Genomic DNA, 18,755 nt, shown 5'->3' with positions numbered 1-18,755 from the left:
TCGCGGTATATGGTGATGCTGCTTGTGTGATGTCAATCCCAATTGAATCTTTGGTTTTTCAATAGATTCAGACCACGTTTTGAATCATTGATTCATGGCGTTTCTGCAGCACTTTATGTCGCGATTCGTGGGTTCTTTTGCGCGGGTAATCTCCGGCGCAGACGCAGTGCGAGTGCATTTTATATAAACCTCAGGGGGACCGTGCGATGCAATCGCGCGGTGGTCGGTTTTTACACCAGACCAATGGGGAGTAAGTCGTCGATGAAACCAATGTACTTGGATGCCGGCGGTGGGCAGCATGCCCATTGCCGAACGGGCAGGCTTGCCTGCGATGTGGGGAATCAGCGGTTGAATCGATCGCCGGTGCACGCGCGCGGCAGGCTGGCGGCAGCGATGCTGCTGGCACTTGCCGGCGTGGCCGCAGCTGCCCAGGCCACCACGCATGCCGATGCGCTTGCGCATTGCACGGTGGTCGAGGGCCGGCAACGTTGCGACACCGATGCGGCGACCCGCAACGACGTAGTGCCTGCAACCGCGAGCGCGCAGGTGACCGCAACGCCTGCGGCCGATACCGATGCACCGGGGTTTGCGGATGGGCAGGATGCGTTGGCACTGGGCAATGCAAGCAATGCGCTGGGCGATGGCACCAGTGCGTTCGGTGGCGGAAGCCTGGCGCTGGAGCGCGACGCCACCGCGATCGGGCACAACGTGTCGGCCGCCGGGGAATCGGCAACCGCCATTGGCGGCGTGGCAACGGTCTACGACTACGACGCATTCGGTTTTGTCATCGGGCAACGCGAACAGGCCACGCAAGCGTCCGGGGTGGGGGCGACGGCCATCGGCGGTGGTGCACTGGCCGGCGATCCGTTTTCCAGCGCCCTGGGCAGCGGCGCCAGCGCCATCGGCGTGCAGGGCACGGCGGTGGGGTATCGCGCGCAGACCGGCAACGACGGCGCCACCGCGGTGGGCGGTCTGTCCACGGCCAGTGGTTTTCTGTCCACCGCCGGCGGCTACAGTTCGCGTGCCAGCGGAGATACGTCCACCGCCTTCGGTTACCGGGCGCGCAGCGAAGGCAGTAGCAGTATTGCAGTGGGCGATACCGCACTGGCCAGCGGGGTGCAAAGTGTGGTGGTGGGTGGCATCAGCAACTTCGGCTCGATCACCGCCGCCACCGGAACAGGCGGCATCGCGCTCGGCGCAGGTGCGCAGAGCCAGTCCGACTATGCGATTGCCATTGGCTACGATTCCAACATCTTTCCGAATCGGCCTGGCAATACCGATTCCGTGGCGATCGGCCACAGCGCCGGTTCGTTCGCGCCACGCACGGTATCGCTGGGTGGTTTTGCATTGACCATGGGCGATGGCGGCATCGCGATCGGTCACGACAGCACGGCCTACCTGGAAAACAGTATCGCCTTGGGCGCGCGCGCGGCCACCTCGTGGTTCAACGGCAACAACACCGCGATCGGTGCAGATTCCCAGACCAATGGCATCGATGCGCTGGCGATCGGCTATGGCGCGCGCGTGGGCGATTTTGTCGACGATGCCTGGAACCGTTCGGCATCCAGTGCCGTCGCACTGGGCGCACATTCCTACGCGTACCGCAGCAACACGGTGTCGGTGGGCGATGTGCAGGCGGGTTTGGTGCGGCAGATCACCAGCGTGGCGGCCGGCACCGAAGCCAACGATGCGGTCAATTTGGCCCAACTCGACAGCGTGCGTGCGATCACCAATCGGCTCGACAGCACGCTGGCCATTGGCAAGACCGATACGGACGAAGCCGCTGCCCATGTCGACGGACTCAATGCGCTGGCCTTGGGGAGCGCCAGCAACGCGATCGGCGACGGCGCCAATGCGCTGGGCTCGGGCAGCCTGGCGCTGGGGCGCGATACCGTGGCTGTCGGCCGCAACGCCAGCGCGGCCGATGCCTCGGCCGTTGCAGTGGGCGGCGTGGCGTCCGTGCCGGTGTTCGATGCGGCGGGCTCGATCGTCGGCGCGCAGGAACAGGGTGCCTCGGCCCAGGCGCGCGGCGCGGTGGCGCTGGGCAGCGCGGCCATTGCCCAGCGCAGCTTCGCCACTGCGGTCGGCACGGGGGCCGCGGCCAGTGGCGAGCAATCGATGGCGGCCGGATTCAGCGCCCGTGCGCAGGATGATGTGGCCACTGCGGTGGGCGCCTTTTCGAGCGCCCGCAGTGCGGCGGCGTCGGCCTTCGGCTTCGGTGCGCTGGCCAACGCGAGCATGACCACGGCGGTGGGCTTCAACGCCTCCAGTCTTGGCGAGGGCAGTGTGGCCGTGGGCAGTCTGGCGGTTGCCGCTGGCGAGCGCAGCGTGACGCTTGGCGGAATGTCACTGATCAGCTCCACACTCAGGTCGGCAGGTGCCTTCCGGGTCGGTGGCGTTGCCATCGGCGCCGGCGCGCGAAGCGACGGCGATTACGCCGTTGCGCTGGGCTACAACGCCAATGTGTTCTCCAACGACACCAACGCCGATGCGGTGGCGATCGGCCATAGTGCAGCGTCGTTCGCGCCGCGCACGGTGGCGCTGGGGGCGCTGGCATCTGCCGAGGGCGTTGAGGGGATCAGCATCGGCTACGACGCGCGCGCCACCTCCAGCAGGAGCATTGCGATCGGCAGCGGCGCCAATACGTCGATCCTCCATGGCGACAATATCGCCCTGGGAACCAACGCCAGGGCGGATGCGCCCGACGCGATCGCGATCGGGCGCAATGCCAGCGTCGGCGTGTTCGTCGGTGAGGCGGGCAGCGCGGCGATGGCACTGGGCGTGCAATCCAATGCGCTGGGCAACAACAGTCTGGCGATGGGCTACAACGCCTTTACTCGGCAAGGGGGCAGTAACGCTGTCGCACTCGGTGCCGATGCCGGTGCCAGTGGTGCCGATTCGGTGGCACTGGGCGCGGGCTCGCGCAGCTACGAGGCCAACGTGGTGTCGGTGGGCAACGGCAATGGCCGCGGCGGCCCGGCCACGCGTCGCATCGTCAATGTCGGCAGCGGCGCGATTGCCAGTGCCAGTACCGATGCGATCAACGGCGGCCAGTTGTTCCAGTCGTTGAGCAACGCTGCCAGCTTCCTCGGCGGTGGCGCGGCGATCGGTGCGCAAGGGGTGTTCGTGGCACCGACCTACGTGATCCAGGGCAGCAGTTACCGCAATGTGGGCGAGGCGCTGACTGCGCTGGACAGCAAGGTCAGCGAGCTGGATGCGCGAGGTGGAGCGGCCACCTCCGGCACTGCCGCACGTTCAAGCGCTGCGCGTGTGGCAGCGGCGCCTTCACCAGTTGCGGACGCCTCGACTGTCGCCACCACGGCGGATGCGACAGACGATGGCCTGCAGGCAACAGCGCTGGCCACCGACGGCATGCCAGAAAGTTCGGCGTCGTCGGTTGCTGCAACGGCCAGCGCGCTGGATGCAGGCAACGCGGTGCAGGGCACGCCGACCGCAGCGGTGGTCGGCAGCATCACCCCGGCCGCAACGTCCACCGCCGTCGGCACGGCGGCAGTGGCCAACCACGTGACCGGCACGGCGATCGGCGGCAGCGCGTATGCGCATGGCCCCAACGACACTGCGATTGGCAGCAACGCACGCGTCAATGCCGATGGCAGCACCGCGGTCGGCGCCAATACGCAGATTGCCGCGGTGGCGACCAATGCGGTGGCCATGGGCGAAGGCGCGGAGGTCAGCGCGGCCTCCGGCACGGCGATCGGCCAGGGTGCACGGGCAAGCGCACAAGGTGCGGTGGCCCTGGGTCAGGGGTCGGTGGCCGATCGCGCCAACACGGTGTCGGTGGGCAGCGTCGGCGGCGAGCGTCAGGTGGCCAATGTGGCCGCCGGCACGCGTGCCACCGATGCGGTCAACAAGGGCCAGCTGGACAACGGCGTCGCCGCGGCCAACAGCTATACCGACAGCCGCTACAGCGCGATGGCCGACAGCTTCGAAACCTACCAGGGCGACATCGAGGACCGTCTGCGTCGGCAGAACCGTCGCCTGGATCGGCAGGGTGCGATGAGCTCGGCGATGTTGAACATGGCCACCAGCGTCGGTGGCATCGCCACGCAGAACCGCGTCGGTGCCGGCGTCGGTTTCCAGAACGGCGAATCGGCGTTGTCGGTGGGCTACCAGCGTGCGATCAGCCCGCGCGCCACGCTGACGGTGGGCGGCGCGCTCAGTGGTGACGACAGGTCGATCGGCCTGGGCGCCGGCTTCGGCTGGTAACGCAGGCCTTGCCGTTGCAGCGGCGCGCGTATGGCCGCTGCGTGCTCACTCATTTGCTTTGCATTTCATCTTGAAGAGGACGTCATCGTGATTCAGACCCATCGTTCCCGAACGCTCGCCATCGCCTGCAGTGCCGTACTGTCGCTCGCCAGCGGCATCGCCACTGCGGCCACGCCGGATTTCGGCGTGCGCACTGCGCAACGTCAGCAGGCCATGCGCGACGCCCCGGTCGACAGCATCATCGTCAACTATCGCAGTGGCCGGGTGAGCGCGCGCAGTGTCGGCACTGCGTCGGTGGCCACGATCGCCGCGGCGGCATCGCGCGCGGCAGTGCGCCTGGTGCCGGCCGCGCGCAGCGGCACGCAAACCGCGCCGACGCATGTGCGTACGCTGGCGGTGGGCAGTGAGTTGATCAGGTTGCCCGCACAGCTCAGCCGCAGTGACGCCGACCGCCTGGTGCGCGAACTGCAGGCGGATCCTGCAGTGGAGTACGCGCAGATCGACACGCGCATGTATCCGTTGCAGAACAGCGGTGGCAGCCTGCCCGACGACCCGCTGCTGGCGGACAATCAATGGCATCTCACCGATCCGGTTGGCGGCATCGATGCGCCGGCGGCCTGGGCCACCGCCCAGGGCGAAGGCGTGGTCGTGGCGGTGATCGATACCGGCATCTTGCCGGGGCACCCGGATCTGGCCGGCAACCTGCTGCAGGGCTACGACTTCATCACCAACGCCGACAGGTCGCGACGCGCCACCGACGCGCGTGCGCCGGGCGCGCTGGATTACGGGGATTGGGAAGCAACGGACGGCGAATGCGGCATTTTTTCAGCGGCCCGCGACAGTTCCTGGCACGGCACGCATGTGGCCGGCACGATTGCCGAAGCCACCGGCAACGGCATTGGCGGTGCCGGTGTGGCCTACAAGGCCAAGGTGCTGCCGTTACGCGTGCTGGGTCATTGCGGCGGTTCGTCCTCGGACATCACCGATGCCATCGTGTGGGCGTCGGGCGGCCATGTGGATGGCGTGCCGGACAATCGCAACCCGGCGGAAATCATCAACATGAGCCTGGGCGGCGTTGGCCCCTGCGATTCGGTCACGCAGGCGGCGATCAACGCTGCGGTGTCGCGTGGCACCACCGTGGTGGTGGCGGCCGGCAATGATGGCGCGGACGTGTCCAGTGCCGTGCCGGCCAACTGCGCCAACGTGGTGTCGGTGGCGGCCACCCGCCTGACCGGCGGGTTGGCGTACTACAGCAATTTCGGCAGCTTGATCGATCTGGCTGCGCCCGGCGGCGGCGCGCGCGATCTGGAAACCGACACCTTGTACGACGGCCCGATCGGCAGCTGGATCTGGCAGACCGGTTACACCGGCAAGACCACGCCCACGTCCGGCCAATTCGCCTATCTCGGGCCTGGCTTTGCCGGAACCTCGATGGCCGCGCCGCATGTGGCGGGGACGGCCGCGCTGGTGCAGAGCGCCCTGATCGCCGACGGCAAGCCGCCGCTGACACCCGCGGCACTGGAACGCCTGCTCAAGCGCAGTGCGCGCGCGTTCCCCGTGCAGTTGCCGTTGAGCACGCCGGCCGGTAGCGGCATCGTGGATGCCGGCGCGGCCATCGATCGGGCACTGCGCCGTTGCGCCAGCGGCGACCTGGGCTGCCAGCTGGACGCGCAGACGCTGCGCAACAGCGTGCCCGAGCGCGGTCTGTCCAATGTGGCCGGCGATGCCGGCGTCTTCGCCTTCGAAGCGAATGCGGGTGCGGTGCTGAGCTTCGTCAGCTTCGGCGGCAGCGGGCAGGCGGCGCTGTATGTCGCCATGGGCCGCGCGCCGACCGCAACCGACAACGACGGCATGTCCAGCCGCAGCGGGACCAGCCAGACGGTGCGCTTCACCGCACCGCGTGCCGGAACCTATTTCATCCGGCTCGATGGCAGCAGCTTCGATGGGGTGAGCCTGTTGGCGCGCCAGTGATCCGACACGCGGTGGCGCCAGAGGGCGCTGCCGCCGGTTTCTTGGCGCGATGATGCGGATGAGAGCGGCCGCATTGCGAGGCGTCGTGGCCTGAAGCGTCGGCGCGGGACGCGCTGGCGCGGTTCCTGACCTGTTTCGCGCGCGGTTTTGCGCAACCAAGCCTGCTGGCGTCCTGCCAGCGGGCTTTTTTGTCTGCTGCAGACATCCGTATTCAGCTTTCAAATGTCTCGCGGGACATGATCTAGATCGCTGTTTTCCAAAGAATTATCAAAAAACTAATAAACGCAAGCCGAAGTGTGATGAAAAGCACGCTCAGCTTCGCTTTCTGTCAAAAACTTGACGCCCGATTTGACCGCTGTTAACACTTCGCCCAGTTCTATGGTTGGGTAGCGTTCACTTTTTGACTATCCAGGGTGCCGCTTTCCGCGCACCGCCAGTTGGCCCATGGCGCCAATCACCACGGGGATCGCAGTGGCTGACGGCCTCGCGACGGTGGGTGTTTGTCAAAAAAACCAGTCCCAACATTCAGGAGCAGGGCGTCGATGAATCGGATTTATCGCAAGGTCTGGAACAAATCGTTAGGCGTGTGGGCCGTGGCATCGGAGTTGGCCAGCGGCGACAGCCCGGGCGCAGTGAGCACCGCCGCATTCATCGACCGCCGCCAGAGCCGTTGCCTGGTTGCCGCGATCGCCCTGGCGCTGGGTAGCGCCGGCATCGCCATCCCCCTTTCCGCAGTGGCGCAATCGGTCGAAGTCGGTCGCGGTGCGTCGGCACCTGCCGCCAACGCCACCGCCATCGGCGCCGGGAGTCGCGCCAGCGCGACCGGCGCGCTCGCCACCGGTGCCGACAGCAGCGCCAGCGGCGTCAACAGCAGCGCGATCGGCCGCCAGACCAATGCGATCGGCGAGAACGCAGTGGCCATTGGCTACAACAGCTTCGTGCGCCAGAGCGGCGAAAACGGCGTGGCGCTGGGCGCCAACGCCGGCGTGACCGGTGCCAACTCGGTGGCGCTGGGCGCAGGCTCGCGCACCCACGAGGACGATGTGGTGTCGGTCGGCAGCGGCAATGGCCGCGGTGGCCCGGCCACGCGCCGCATCACCAACGTCAGCGCCGGCGTCAACGCCACCGACGCGGTCAACGTGGCGCAGTTGCGCGACGTGGCCGACGTGGCCGAAGACACCGCCACGTTCTTCAAGGCGACCCCGGGCGAAGACAGCGTCGGCGCCTATGTCGATGGCGACAGCGCGCTGGCTGCCGGCGATGCCGCCAATGCCACGGGCACGGCGACCACTGCGCTGGGAACCGGTGCCAATGCGGTGGCCGACAATGCCACCGCGGTCGGTGCCAATGCGCTCGCCTCCGGGCAGAACAGCGCGGCATTCGGCCATAACGCGCAGGCCAACGGCCCCGGCAGCGTGGCCGTCGGCGGCGCTGCGGTCGACGAAGATGGCGAGCCGTTGGTCACCAACGGCGGCGTGCCGGTCACCACCGGTGCCACCAGTGCCGGCGTCGGCGGAACCGCGGTCGGCGCCAGCGCCAATGCCGATGGCTTCGCGGCCTCGTCGTTCGGCGTCGGCGCGTATGCGGCCGGTGCGCAGTCGTCCGCGTTCGGTGCGGTTGCCAATGCGGCAGGCGATTACGCCACCGCCGTGGGCACGCAGACCAGCGCCAGCGGCACCAGCAGCACCGCAGTCGGTGGTCCGGTCGATTACGTTCCGGGTCTGGGTTTCTTCGTACAGACCCAGGCCAGCGGCGAAGCGTCCACCGCGCTCGGCGCCGGGGCGATCGCATCGGGTACCTACACCACCGCCGTCGGCGTGCTCAGTGAAGCCTCCGGCACCGAAGCCACCGCGGTGGGTTACTTCGCCTATGCGCCCGGCGAAGGCGCCACGGCAGTCGGCCCGGAATCCTGGGCCAGCGGCGAGCTGAGCACGGCGCTGGGTTACTACAGCACCGCACGTGGCGCCAACTCGGTTGCGTTGGGCGCCAATTCGATTGCCACGCGCGCCAACACCGTGTCCGTTGGCGCGGCCGGCGATGAGCGTCAGATCACCAATGTCGCCGCCGGTACCGAAGGCAGCGATGCGGTCAATCTCGACCAGCTCACCGCCGTGTCCGACGTTGCTTCCACCACCGCGCGCACGTTCGTGGCCACCGGCGATGGCACCGCGATTGCTGAAGGCATCGACAGCGTTGCGGCCGGTTCCAACGCATCGGCAACGGGTGACTACAGCGCTGCATTCGGTTCGACCAGCCAGGCATCCGCGCAGGGCAGCACCGCGCTCGGCAGCGGCGCCATCGCGACCGGCGAGAATGCAAGCGCGCTCGGTTTCAACAGCAATGCAGTCGCCGACAACGCCACTGCGCTTGGCGCCACCAGCAGCGCGTCGGGCGAGTCCAGCACCGCAGTGGGCGGCGCAAGCCAGGCCACCGCCAGCGGCGCGACCGCACTGGGTTACGAGAGCATCGCCAACGCCGCCGACTCCACTGCGCTGGGGGCGGGCAGTGTGGCCTTCGGCGACACCAGTACGGCCGTGGGCGGTGCAAGCGTCGCGTTCGGCGATGACAGCGCCGCTTTCGGCGCCAATGCCGCCGCCGGCGGTAGCGCATCCACTGCGATCGGCGCAAACAGCAGTGCCTTCGGCGAGCGCACCGTTGCGCTGGGTGGCGCCAGTAACGCGTCGGGCGACGACAGCATTGCGCTCGGTGCGAGCAGCCAGGCCTCCGCGCTGGGCACGACGGCGGTCGGCAGCAATGCCAACGCCAGCATCGCCAATGCCACGGCGGTGGGCTTCAACAGCAGCGCCGGTGACGACTACGCCACCGCGCTCGGCGGCGACAGCAATGCATCGGGATATTTCAGCACCGCCGTCGGCGGCAACAGCATCTCCAACGGACGCTACTCGACAGCGATCGGCTATGAAAGCATCGCCAACGGCGGCTCGGCCACTGCGCTGGGCCGGGCCAGCGTCGCCTGGGGCGATGGCAGCACCGCGATCGGCATCGAAAGTTCGGCCTATGGCTACGACAGCACCGCAGTGGGCCCCAATGCCTTCGCCGCCGACACCGCCTCGGTGGCGATGGGTGCATTCGCCAACGGGTGGGGCGCGCGTGCCATTGCACTTGGCAGCGAATCTGCCGCGGTAGGCGATGAAAGCGCTGCGCTGGGCTGGGAAGCGCAGGCCGATGGCGCGCAGAGCGTGGCCATCGGTAGCAACGCGCTTGCGTCCGCGCAAAACAGCGTAGCGCTGGGCGCCGGCGCAGTTGCCGATCGCGCCAACACGGTGTCGGTGGGCAGCGTCGGTGGCGAGCGCCAGGTCACCAATGTCGCCGCCGGTACCGAAGGCACCGACGCGGTGAACCTGGACCAGCTCAACGCGGTCGGCGAGACCGCCGAAGCCACTGCGCGCCTGTTTACCGGTACCGGCACCGGCACCGCCGATGCGCAGGGCGAGGACGCCATCGCGGCCGGGTCCAACGCCACCGCCGATGGCGATTACAGCAGCGCGTTCGGCTCCAGCAGCCAGGCCACCGCGATCGGCGCGGTCGCCATCGGCAGCGGTGCCAGCGCCACCGCGCAGTACGCCAATGCGGCCGGCTACAACGCCGCCGCCAGCGGCTACGGCAGTGTGGCCAGCGGCGCCTTCAGCCAGGCCAGCGGTGATTACGCCGTGGCCGTGGGGGGCGAAAGCGAAGCCGCCGGCGCGCAGAGCACCGCGCTGGGTGCGGCGGCAGGCGCCTATGGCGATGGGTCGCTGGCCGCCGGCACGCTGAGCGTGGCCGATGGCAGCGAAACCACCGCAGTGGGCTATTTCGCCAGCGCCAGTGGCGATTCGGCCACCGCGGTCGGCGCAGAAAGCGTGGCCGATGGCACCAGCGCGGCGGCGTTCGGCTTCGGCGCCGAGGCCACCTCCAACTACTCCACCGCCCTGGGCGGCTATTCCAGCGCGACCGGGTTCAACAGCACCGCGCTGGGCAATTTCAGCACCGCCAGCGGCTCCAGTACCGTGGCCGTGGGTGGCGATGCCACCGCAACCGGCGACTACAGCGTTGCGGCCGGCCAGGGCAGCGTGGCCAGCGGCTACAACAGCGTGTCGGTCGGTGGCGCCTTGCTCGGCCTGCTGCCGACCGAAGCCTCCGGCGACTTCTCCACCGCGCTCGGCGGCGCTGCATGGGCGCCTGGCCTCAACAGCACCGCACTTGGCAATTTCGCCGAATCCACCGGCGAAAGCAGCGTGGCGCTGGGCGCCGATTCGGTGGCCGATCGCGATTTTGCGGTCTCGGTGGGCAGCGCCGGTAACGAGCGTCAGATCACCAACGTGGCCGCCGGTACGCAGGGCACCGATGCGGTGAATCTGGACCAGCTCAACGCCGTGGCCGAAACCGCGCAATCCACCAGCAAGTACTTCCAGGCCAGCGGCAGCGCCGACAGCGATGCCGGCGCCTATGTGGATGGCGACAACGCGCTGGCTGCAGGCGAGGGCGCCAATGCCACCGGCACCGGCACCACGGCGTTGGGCGCAGGCGCGCAGGCGGTGGTCGATAACGCAACGGCGGTCGGCGTGAGCGCACTGGCCAGCGGCATCGGCGCGGCGGCGGTGGGCAACAATGCCCAGGCCACCGGCGAAAACAGCAGCGCGGTCGGCAGCAATGCCCTGGCCAGCGATGTCGGCGCCACCGCAAACGGTGCCGGCGCGCAGGCGGTTTCGACCTATACCACCGCGCTCGGCAGCGAGGCAGTGGCATCGGACAACCAGGCCACGGCGGCCGGTTTCCGCAGCACCGCCTCCAATGTCGGCAGCGCCGCCTTCGGTGGCTACAGCGAATCCAGCGGCCGGCTGTCGTCGGCGCTGGGTTACGGCGCGGTGGCCTCGAGCGATTACAGCACCGCGGTCGGTGCCGCATCGCTGGCCTCCGGTGCAAGCGCGGTCGCCGTGGGCGAGTTCAGCGAAGCCACCGGCGACGAAAGCGTGGCGGTGGGCGGCAGCACGTTCTTCGGCTTCATCCCGGCGCGTGCCACCGGAACCGGCGCTGCCGCATTCGGTGCAGGTGCCTGGGCCACGGCCGACTACACCACCGCGATCGGCTGGAATTCCTATGCCGACGGCGTCAATGCCACCGCGCTGGGTCAGAGCGCGGCGGCACTTGCCGACAACACGCTGGCCCTGGGTGGCGGCAGCCGCGCCGATGCGGTCGGTGCCAGCGTGGTCGGCGTGGATGCATCGGCGACCGGCATCAACAGCACCGGCGTCGGCCGACAGGTCAACGTGATCGGCGAGAACGCGGTGTCGGTGGGCTACAACTCGTTTGTGCGCCAGAGCGCGGTCAACGGTGTGGCCCTGGGTGCCAATGCCGGTGCAACCGGTGCCGATTCGGTGGCACTGGGCTCGGGCTCGCGCAGCGACGAAGCCGACACGGTGTCGATCGGCAGCGGCAATGGCCGCGGCGGCCCGGCCACCCGTCGTATCGTCAATGTCAGCGACGGCCAGGCGGCGACCGATGCGGTCAACAAGGGCCAGCTGGATGCGCTGGCGGCCGATGTGCAGACCACCACCGGCATGGTGCAGACCACCGGCGAAGGGGTGGCCACCGCGACCGGTGATCGCGCCACCGCCGCAGGTGCCGGCGCAACCGCCAGCGGCGCACGCAGCGTGGCGATCGCCTCCGGCAGCCGCGCCTCTGCCACCGGCGCCAGCGCCATGGGCGTGGACAGCAGCGCCAGTGGCGTGAACAGCACTGCGATGGGCCGGCAGACCAATTCCATCGGCGAAAACGGCGTGGCACTGGGCTACAACTCCTTCGTGCGCCAGAGCGGTGCCAATGCGGTGGCGCTGGGTGCCAATGCCGGTGCCAGCGGTGCGGACTCGGTGGCGTTGGGCTCGGGCTCGCGTACCTATGACGCCAACGTGGTGTCGGTCGGTAGCGGCGATGGCCGCGGCGGCCCGGCCACCCGTCGCATCGTCAATGTCGGCAGCGGCGCGATTGCCAGTGCCAGCACCGATGCGGTCAACGGCGGCCAGTTGTTCCAGTCGTTGAGCAACGCTGCCAGCTTCCTCGGCGGTGGCGCGGCGATCGGTGCGCAAGGCGTGTTCGTCGCGCCGACCTACGTGATTCAGGGTGCCAGCTACAACAACGTCGGTGCGGCATTGACCGCGCTGGACAGCAAGGTCACCGAGCTGGACGCACGTGGCGGTACTGCAACGGCCAGCACTGCGGCACGCACGCTGTCGCTGCGCACCGCAGCGGTGCCGGCTGTTGCCACCAGTGCAGTGACTGCATCGAGCAACGCTGTCGCCGATACCGGCGCCAGCGTGCAGGGCACGCCGACCGCAGCGGTAGTCGGCAGCATCACCCCGGCCGCAACGTCCACCGCCGTCGGCACGGCAGCAGTGGCCAACCACGTGACCGGCACGGCGATCGGCGGCAGCGCGTATGCGCATGGCCCCAACGACACCGCGATCGGCAGCAATGCACGCGTCAATGCCGACGGCAGCACCGCGGTCGGCGCCAATACGCAGATCGCTGCGGTGGCGACCAATGCGGTGGCCATGGGCGAAGGCGCGCAGGTCAGCGCGGCCTCCGGTACGGCGATCGGCCAGGGTGCACGGGCAAGCGCACAAGGTGCGGTCGCGCTGGGTCAGGGGTCGGTTGCCGATCGTGCCAACACGGTGTCGGTGGGCAGCGTCGGCGGCGAGCGTCAGGTGGCCAATGTGGCCGCCGGCACGCGTGCCACCGATGCGGTCAACAAGGGCCAGCTGGACAACGGCGTCGCCGCGGCCAACAGCTATACCGACAGCCGCTACAGCGCGATGGCCGACAGCTTCGAAACCTACCAGGGCGACATCGAGGACCGTCTGCGTCGGCAGAACCGTCGCCTGGATCGGCAGGGTGCGATGAGCTCGGCGATGTTGAACATGGCCACCAGCGTCGGTGGCATCGCCACGCAGAACCGCGTCGGTGCCGGCGTCGGTTTCCAGAACGGCGAATCGGCGTTGTCGGTGGGCTACCAGCGTGCGATCAGCCCGCGCGCCACGCTGACGGTGGGCGGCGCGCTCAGTGGTGACGACAGTTCCATCGGTGTGGGTGCCGGCTTCGGCTGGTAACCCGCTGGGTGCATGACACGCGGCGGCGCCGGTGTGCGCCGCCGCGCCAGAGCAAGGCCCGAGGGGGCGGGCAAGGACCGTGGCTGGGCCGGCCAACGGATTCGATGGAGTGATGGCCTTACCAGGAGTGGCTGATCAAACGCAGCGAGCTGCACCGCAGTTGCGCAGCAGTTTCGAAAGCCGCTCCCAGCTGATCGACGAAAAACACGAAGAGGACTTCACCGTGATCGACAAGAATTTCCGTCTCTCCCCGCTGACCGGCGCCATCTTGATGATGGCGCTCGGTGCATCGGGCACGCTCGCTGCTGCCCCGCAACTGCTGGTCAAGGAACCGACCCAGGCAGCATCGGCCGGCGCTGCGTTCAGTAGCCGCCTGATCGTGCGCTACAAGGACAACACCGCCGCCGCGACCGATCGCGCCAGCAAGCTGAGCGCGGTGCAGGCCGCCGTCGGCCGTGTCGGTGCGAGCACTGGCGCACGCAGCAGCGCAGCCGCCGCCAAGGCGACGTATGTGCGCAAGCTCGGCATCGGCTCGGACCTGATCAAGCTGTCCAGCACGCTGACCACCGCACAGGTGGACAAGGTCGTGGTCGAGCTCAAGAACGACCCGTCCGTGGCCGACGTGCAGATCGATCGCATGCTGCGCCCGGTCGAGATCAAGAAGAGCGTCGCCGCCACCGACGTGGCCCCGCAGCTGGTTCCCAATGACCCGCTGTACGCGCAGTACCAGTGGCATCTGAGCAACCCCAACGGCGGCATCAATGCGCCGGCCGCATGGGATCTGTCGCAGGGCGCCGGCGTGGTGGTGGCGGTGCTGGATACCGGCATCCTGCCGGGCCATCCGGACTTTGCCGGCAACCTGCTGCAGGGTTACGACTTCATTACCGATGCCGAAGTCTCGCGTCGTCCCACCGACGCCCGCGTACCGGGCGCGCTGGATTACGGCGACTGGGAAGAGGCCGACAACGTCTGCTATGACGGCTCGGTGGCACAGGAAAGCTCCTGGCACGGCACCCATGTCTCGGGCACCGTGGCCGAAGCGACCAATAACGGCCTCGGCATGGCCGGCGTGGCGCCGAAGGCGACCATCCTGCCGGTGCGCGTGCTCGGCCGTTGCGGTGGCTACACCTCCGACATCGCCGATGCGATCGTCTGGGCCTCCGGCGGTACGGTTGCTGGCGTGCCCGCCAACACCAACCCGGCCGAGGTCATCAACATGAGCCTGGGCGGCGGCGAGCCGTGCGATTCGGCCACCCAGCTGGCAATCAACGGCGCCGTCTCGCGCGGCACCACCGTGGTGGTGGCGGCCGGCAACAGCGGCGAAGACGCGGCCAACCATTCGCCGGCCAGCTGCAACAACACCATCACCGTGGGTGCCACGCGCATTACCGGCGGCATCACCTACTACTCCAACTACGGCAGCAAGGTGGACCTGTCCGGTCCGGGCGGCGGTGGCAGCGTGGACGGCAATCCGGGCGGCTACATCTGGCAGGCCGGCTATACCGGTGCGACCACGCCGACCTCGGGCACCTATACCTATATGGGACTAGGTGGCACCTCGATGGCATCGCCGCACGTGGCCGGTGTCGTCGCCCTGGTGCAGAGCGCGGCGATCGGTCTGGGCGATGGCCCGCTGACTCCGGCCGCAGTGGAAGCCCTGCTCAAGCAGACCAGCCGCCGCTTCCCGGTGACGCCGCCGGCCAGCACCCCGATCGGCAGCGGCATCGTCGATGCCAAGGCCGCGCTGGAAGCGGTGCTGGTGGAGCCCTGCGATCCGGCTACCGAAAGCTGCGCGCCGACCGCCATTGCCTTGACCAACAAGGCCCCGCTGACCGGTCTGAGTGGTACCGCGGGCAGCGCCACGCTGTACAGCTTCGAAGCCAAGGCCGGGGCCGTGCTCAGTTTCATGACCTACGGCGGCACCGGCGATGTGTCGGTGTACGTCAGCCATGAAGCCGAACCCAGCGCGACCAGTTACGACGCCAAGTCGACCCGCCCGGGCAACAGCGAAACCGTGCGTTTCACTGCCCCCAAGGCAGGTACCTACTACATCAAGCTGGTGGGCGCTGGCGACTACGCGAAGCTGACGCTCGTTGCACGACAGTAAGTAGGCAGATAGTGTGACCGATGCCCCCGGCCAATCACCGGGGGCATCGTTTTTCAGGACGATTCAGATGCGTGCGGTTGAACATCGCGGCAAACTGCTACAGTCGGCGCCGGACCAGTGGAGACGAGTGTGAACGCGGTTGCCGTCGATCCAATTGAGCATCGCAGTGCGGAGACGCGCATCGTCGAGGCGCTGCTTGAGCGCCGTCGCCTGAAAGACACCGATCTGCTGCGCGCGCGCCAGTTGCAGACCGAATCCGGCATGGGCCTGCTGGCCTTGCTCGGCCGTCTGGGCCTGGTATCCGAACGCGATCATGCCGAGACCTGCGCCGATGTGCTGGGTCTGCCGCTGGTGGACGCCCGCCAGCTCGGCGATACCCCGCCGGAGATGCTGCCGGAAGTGCAGGGGCTGTCGCTGCGCTTCCTCAAGCAATTCCATCTGTGCCCGGTCGGCGAACGCGATGGCCGGCTGGAGCTGTGGATCGCCGATCCCTACGACGATTACGCGATCGACGCGGTGCGGCTTGCCACCGGCTGTGCGCTGTTCCTGCAGGTTGGCCTGCGCTCGGAAATCGACGATCTGATCGAGCGCTGGTACGGCCAGGGCCGCAGCGCGATGGGCACCATCGTGGAAACCGCCGATGGCGATGCCAACAGCAGCGACGATATCGAAGCGCTGCGCGACCTGGCGTCCGAGGCGCCGGTGATTCGCCTGGTGAACCTGGTGATCCAGCATGCGGTGGAACTGCGCGCCTCGGACATCCATATCGAACCGTTCGAAAGCCGGCTCAAGGTGCGTTACCGCGTGGACGGCGTGCTGGTGGAAGGCGAAAGCCCGCCGGCCAAGCTCACCGCCGCGGTCATCAGCCGCATCAAGATCATGGCCAAGCTCAACATCGCCGAACGCCGGCTGCCACAGGACGGCCGCATCATGTTGCGCGTGCAGGGCAAGGAGCTGGACCTGCGTGTCAGCACCGTGCCCACCGCGCACGGCGAGAGCGTGGTGATGCGTCTGCTCGATCGCGAGACGGTGGTGTTCGATTTCTACAAGCTCGGCTTCACCGAAGAGTTTCTGCCGCAGTTCCGCAAGGTGCTGGAGCAACCGCACGGCATCATGCTGGTGACCGGCCCGACCGGCTCGGGCAAGACCACCACGCTGTACACCGCATTGAGCCAGCTCAATACCTCCGACGTGAAGATCATCACCGTCGAAGACCCGGTGGAATACCAGATCGAAGGCATCAACCAGATCCAGGCCAAACCGCAGATCGGGCTGGATTTCGCCAACGCGCTGCGCAGCATCGTGCGCCAGGATCCGGACATCATCATGATCGGTGAAATGCGCGATCTGGAAACCGCACGCATCGCGATCCAGTCCGCGCTCACCGGCCATCTGGTGCTATCCACGCTGCACACCAACAATGCGGCCGGCGGCATCACCCGCCTGCTCGACATGGGCGTGGAGGATTATCTGCTCACCTCCACCATCAACGGCATCCTGGCGCAGCGGCTGGTGCGCAAACTCGACCTGGCCAACGCCGAGCGCTATCCGGCATCGCCGGAAGAAATCGAACGCTTCAACCTGCGCCGACTGCAGCCGGACGGGGAGATCTACCTGTATCGCCCGCGCGCCTCTGCCGCCGCGCCGACCGGTTACCTCGGCCGCACCACCATCGTCGAATTCCTGGTCATGAACGACGAGTTGCGGCGTGCGGTGATGCGTCGCGCCGGCATGGGCGAGATCGAGCAACTGGCCCGCAAGGCCGGCATGCGCACCATGTACGAAGACGGCCTGTCCAAGGCCTTGCGCGGCGAAACCACCATCGAAGAAGTGCTGCGCGTGACGGAGGATGCGTGAGAGTCAACGGAGCCACAACGAGCATCGGATGCTCAGGATCGGAAGATAACCAAAGCAGCGTCCTGGCACTGCGGTGCGCGCACGCGCAGATGCGCGCAGTCGCGCCAGCACAGCGCAGCACCGTGCTTTGCCCGATTCCCGATTCCCGATTCCCCACTCCCGGCCTTCCAGCCTGATGCCCCTGTACCGCTACAAAGCGCTCGACGCCCACGGCGAAATGCTCGATGGCCAGATGGAAGCGGCCAGCGACGCCGACGTGGCCCTGCGCCTGCAGGAGCAGGGCCACCTGCCGGTGGAAACACGCCTGGCCACCGGCGAAAACGATTCGCCGTCGCTGCGCATGCTGTTGCGCAAGAAGCCGTTCGACAACGCCGCGCTGGTGCAGTTCACCCAGCAGTTGTCCACGCTGATCGGTGCCGGCCAGCCGTTGGATCGCGCGTTGTCGATCCTGATGGATCTGCCCGAAGACGACAAAAGCCGGCGCGTGATCGGCGATGTGCGCGACACCGTGCGTGGCGGCGCGCCGCTGTCCTCGGCGCTGGAACGCCAGCACGGGCTGTTTTCCAAGCTCTACATCAACATGGTGCGCGCCGGCGAAGCCGGCGGCAGCATGCAGGACACGCTGCAACGCCTGGCCGACTACCTGGAGCGCAGCCGCGCGCTGCGCGGCAAGGTGATCAACGCGTTGATCTATCCGGCGATCCTGCTGGCGGTGGTCGGCTGCGCGCTGCTGTTCCTGCTCGGCTATGTGGTGCCGCAGTTCGCGCAGATGTACGAAAGCCTGGATGTGGCCTTGCCGTGGTTCACCCAGGCGGTGTTGAGCGTGGGCCTGTTGGTGCGCGACTGGTGGGTGGTGTTGATCGTGGTGCCGGGCGTGCTTGGGCTGTGGCTGGATCGCAAACGCCGCAATGCCGCCTTCCGTGCCGCGCTGGACGAATGGTTGCTGCGGCAGAAAGTGGTCGGCAGCCTGATCGCGCGCCTGGAAACCGCACGGCTGACGCGTACCCTGGGCACCTTGTTGCGCAACGGCGTGCCGCTGCTGGCGGCGATCGGCATTGCGCGCAACGTGATGTCCAACCTGGCATTGGTCGAGGATGTCGATGCCGCCGCCGACGACGTCAAGAACGGCCATGGCCTGGCGATGGCGCTGGCACGCGGCAAGCGTTTCCCGCGGCTGGCCCTGCAGATGATCCAGGTCGGCGAAGAATCGGGCGCGCTGGACACGATGCTGCTCAAGACCGCCGACACCTTCGAGCTGGAAACCGCGCAGGCCATCGACCGCGCGCTGGCCGCGCTGGTGCCGCTGATCACGCTGGTGCTGGCCTCGGTGGTGGGGCTTGTCATCATCTCGGTGCTGGTACCGCTGTATGACCTGACCAATGCCATCGGATAACGTGGCGGTGGATTCACAACAACGTTCCGGCGACCGCGCGACACCCATGCGGGAACCATTGCAATGGCCGCTGTGTCATCTTCTGGCGGCAGCATCT

General features: G+C 67.8%; 6 protein-coding genes. All 6 read left to right on the top strand.

Going from position 1 to position 18,755, the window contains the following annotated elements; translation table 11 throughout:
* The first annotated feature begins 261 nt into the window (after positions 1 to 261).
* The 6 genes from H7A86_RS16850 to xpsF all read left to right on the top strand — a co-directional run bounded on the left by H7A86_RS16850 (position 262) and on the right by xpsF (position 18,658).
* Positions 262 to 4,227 (top strand): YadA-like family protein, encoded by a 3,966-nt coding sequence (locus H7A86_RS16850; protein ID WP_119131813.1) that lies wholly within the window; start codon positions 262 to 264, stop codon positions 4,225 to 4,227.
* A gap of 213 nt (positions 4,228 to 4,440) precedes the next feature.
* Positions 4,441 to 6,198 (top strand): S8 family peptidase, encoded by a 1,758-nt coding sequence (locus tag H7A86_RS16845; RefSeq protein ID WP_425509759.1) that lies wholly within the window; start codon positions 4,441 to 4,443, stop codon positions 6,196 to 6,198.
* A gap of 542 nt (positions 6,199 to 6,740) precedes the next feature.
* Entirely contained in the window at positions 6,741 to 13,301 is a 6,561-nt protein-coding gene (locus H7A86_RS16840; protein WP_180707928.1) for an ESPR-type extended signal peptide-containing protein, read from the top strand.
* 223 nt (positions 13,302 to 13,524) lie between these two features.
* Positions 13,525 to 15,408, top strand: a complete 1,884-nt coding sequence (locus tag H7A86_RS16835; protein WP_119131876.1) for a diffusible signal factor-reguated S8 family serine peptidase — start codon at positions 13,525 to 13,527, stop codon at positions 15,406 to 15,408.
* A gap of 129 nt (positions 15,409 to 15,537) precedes the next feature.
* Positions 15,538 to 17,265 (top strand): type II secretion system ATPase GspE, encoded by a 1,728-nt coding sequence (gene gspE / locus H7A86_RS16830; protein ID WP_164741093.1) that lies wholly within the window; start codon positions 15,538 to 15,540, stop codon positions 17,263 to 17,265.
* A 175-nt stretch (positions 17,266 to 17,440) separates the two neighbouring features.
* Positions 17,441 to 18,658, top strand: a complete 1,218-nt coding sequence (xpsF, locus tag H7A86_RS16825; protein WP_104585582.1) for a type II secretion system protein XpsF — start codon at positions 17,441 to 17,443, stop codon at positions 18,656 to 18,658.
* Positions 18,659 to 18,755: the final 97 nt, after the last annotated feature.

The organism is Xanthomonas euroxanthea, from assembly GCF_903989455.1.
Lineage (GTDB): Bacteria > Pseudomonadota > Gammaproteobacteria > Xanthomonadales > Xanthomonadaceae > Xanthomonas > Xanthomonas euroxanthea.
The sequence above is the reverse complement of the archived record's forward strand: the minus strand, read 5'-3'. Positions and strand labels throughout refer to the sequence as shown.

Excerpts from the sequence above, each read along its gene's own strand:
- H7A86_RS16850 (WP_119131813.1), top strand. The coding sequence starts at position 262 with ATGAAACCAATGTACTTGGATGCCGGCGGTGGGCAGCATGCCCATTGC.
- H7A86_RS16845 (WP_425509759.1), top strand. The coding sequence starts at position 4,441 with ATGCGCGACGCCCCGGTCGACAGCATCATCGTCAACTATCGCAGTGGC.
- H7A86_RS16840 (WP_180707928.1), top strand. The coding sequence starts at position 6,741 with ATGAATCGGATTTATCGCAAGGTCTGGAACAAATCGTTAGGCGTGTGG.
- xpsF (WP_104585582.1), top strand. The coding sequence starts at position 17,441 with ATGCCCCTGTACCGCTACAAAGCGCTCGACGCCCACGGCGAAATGCTC.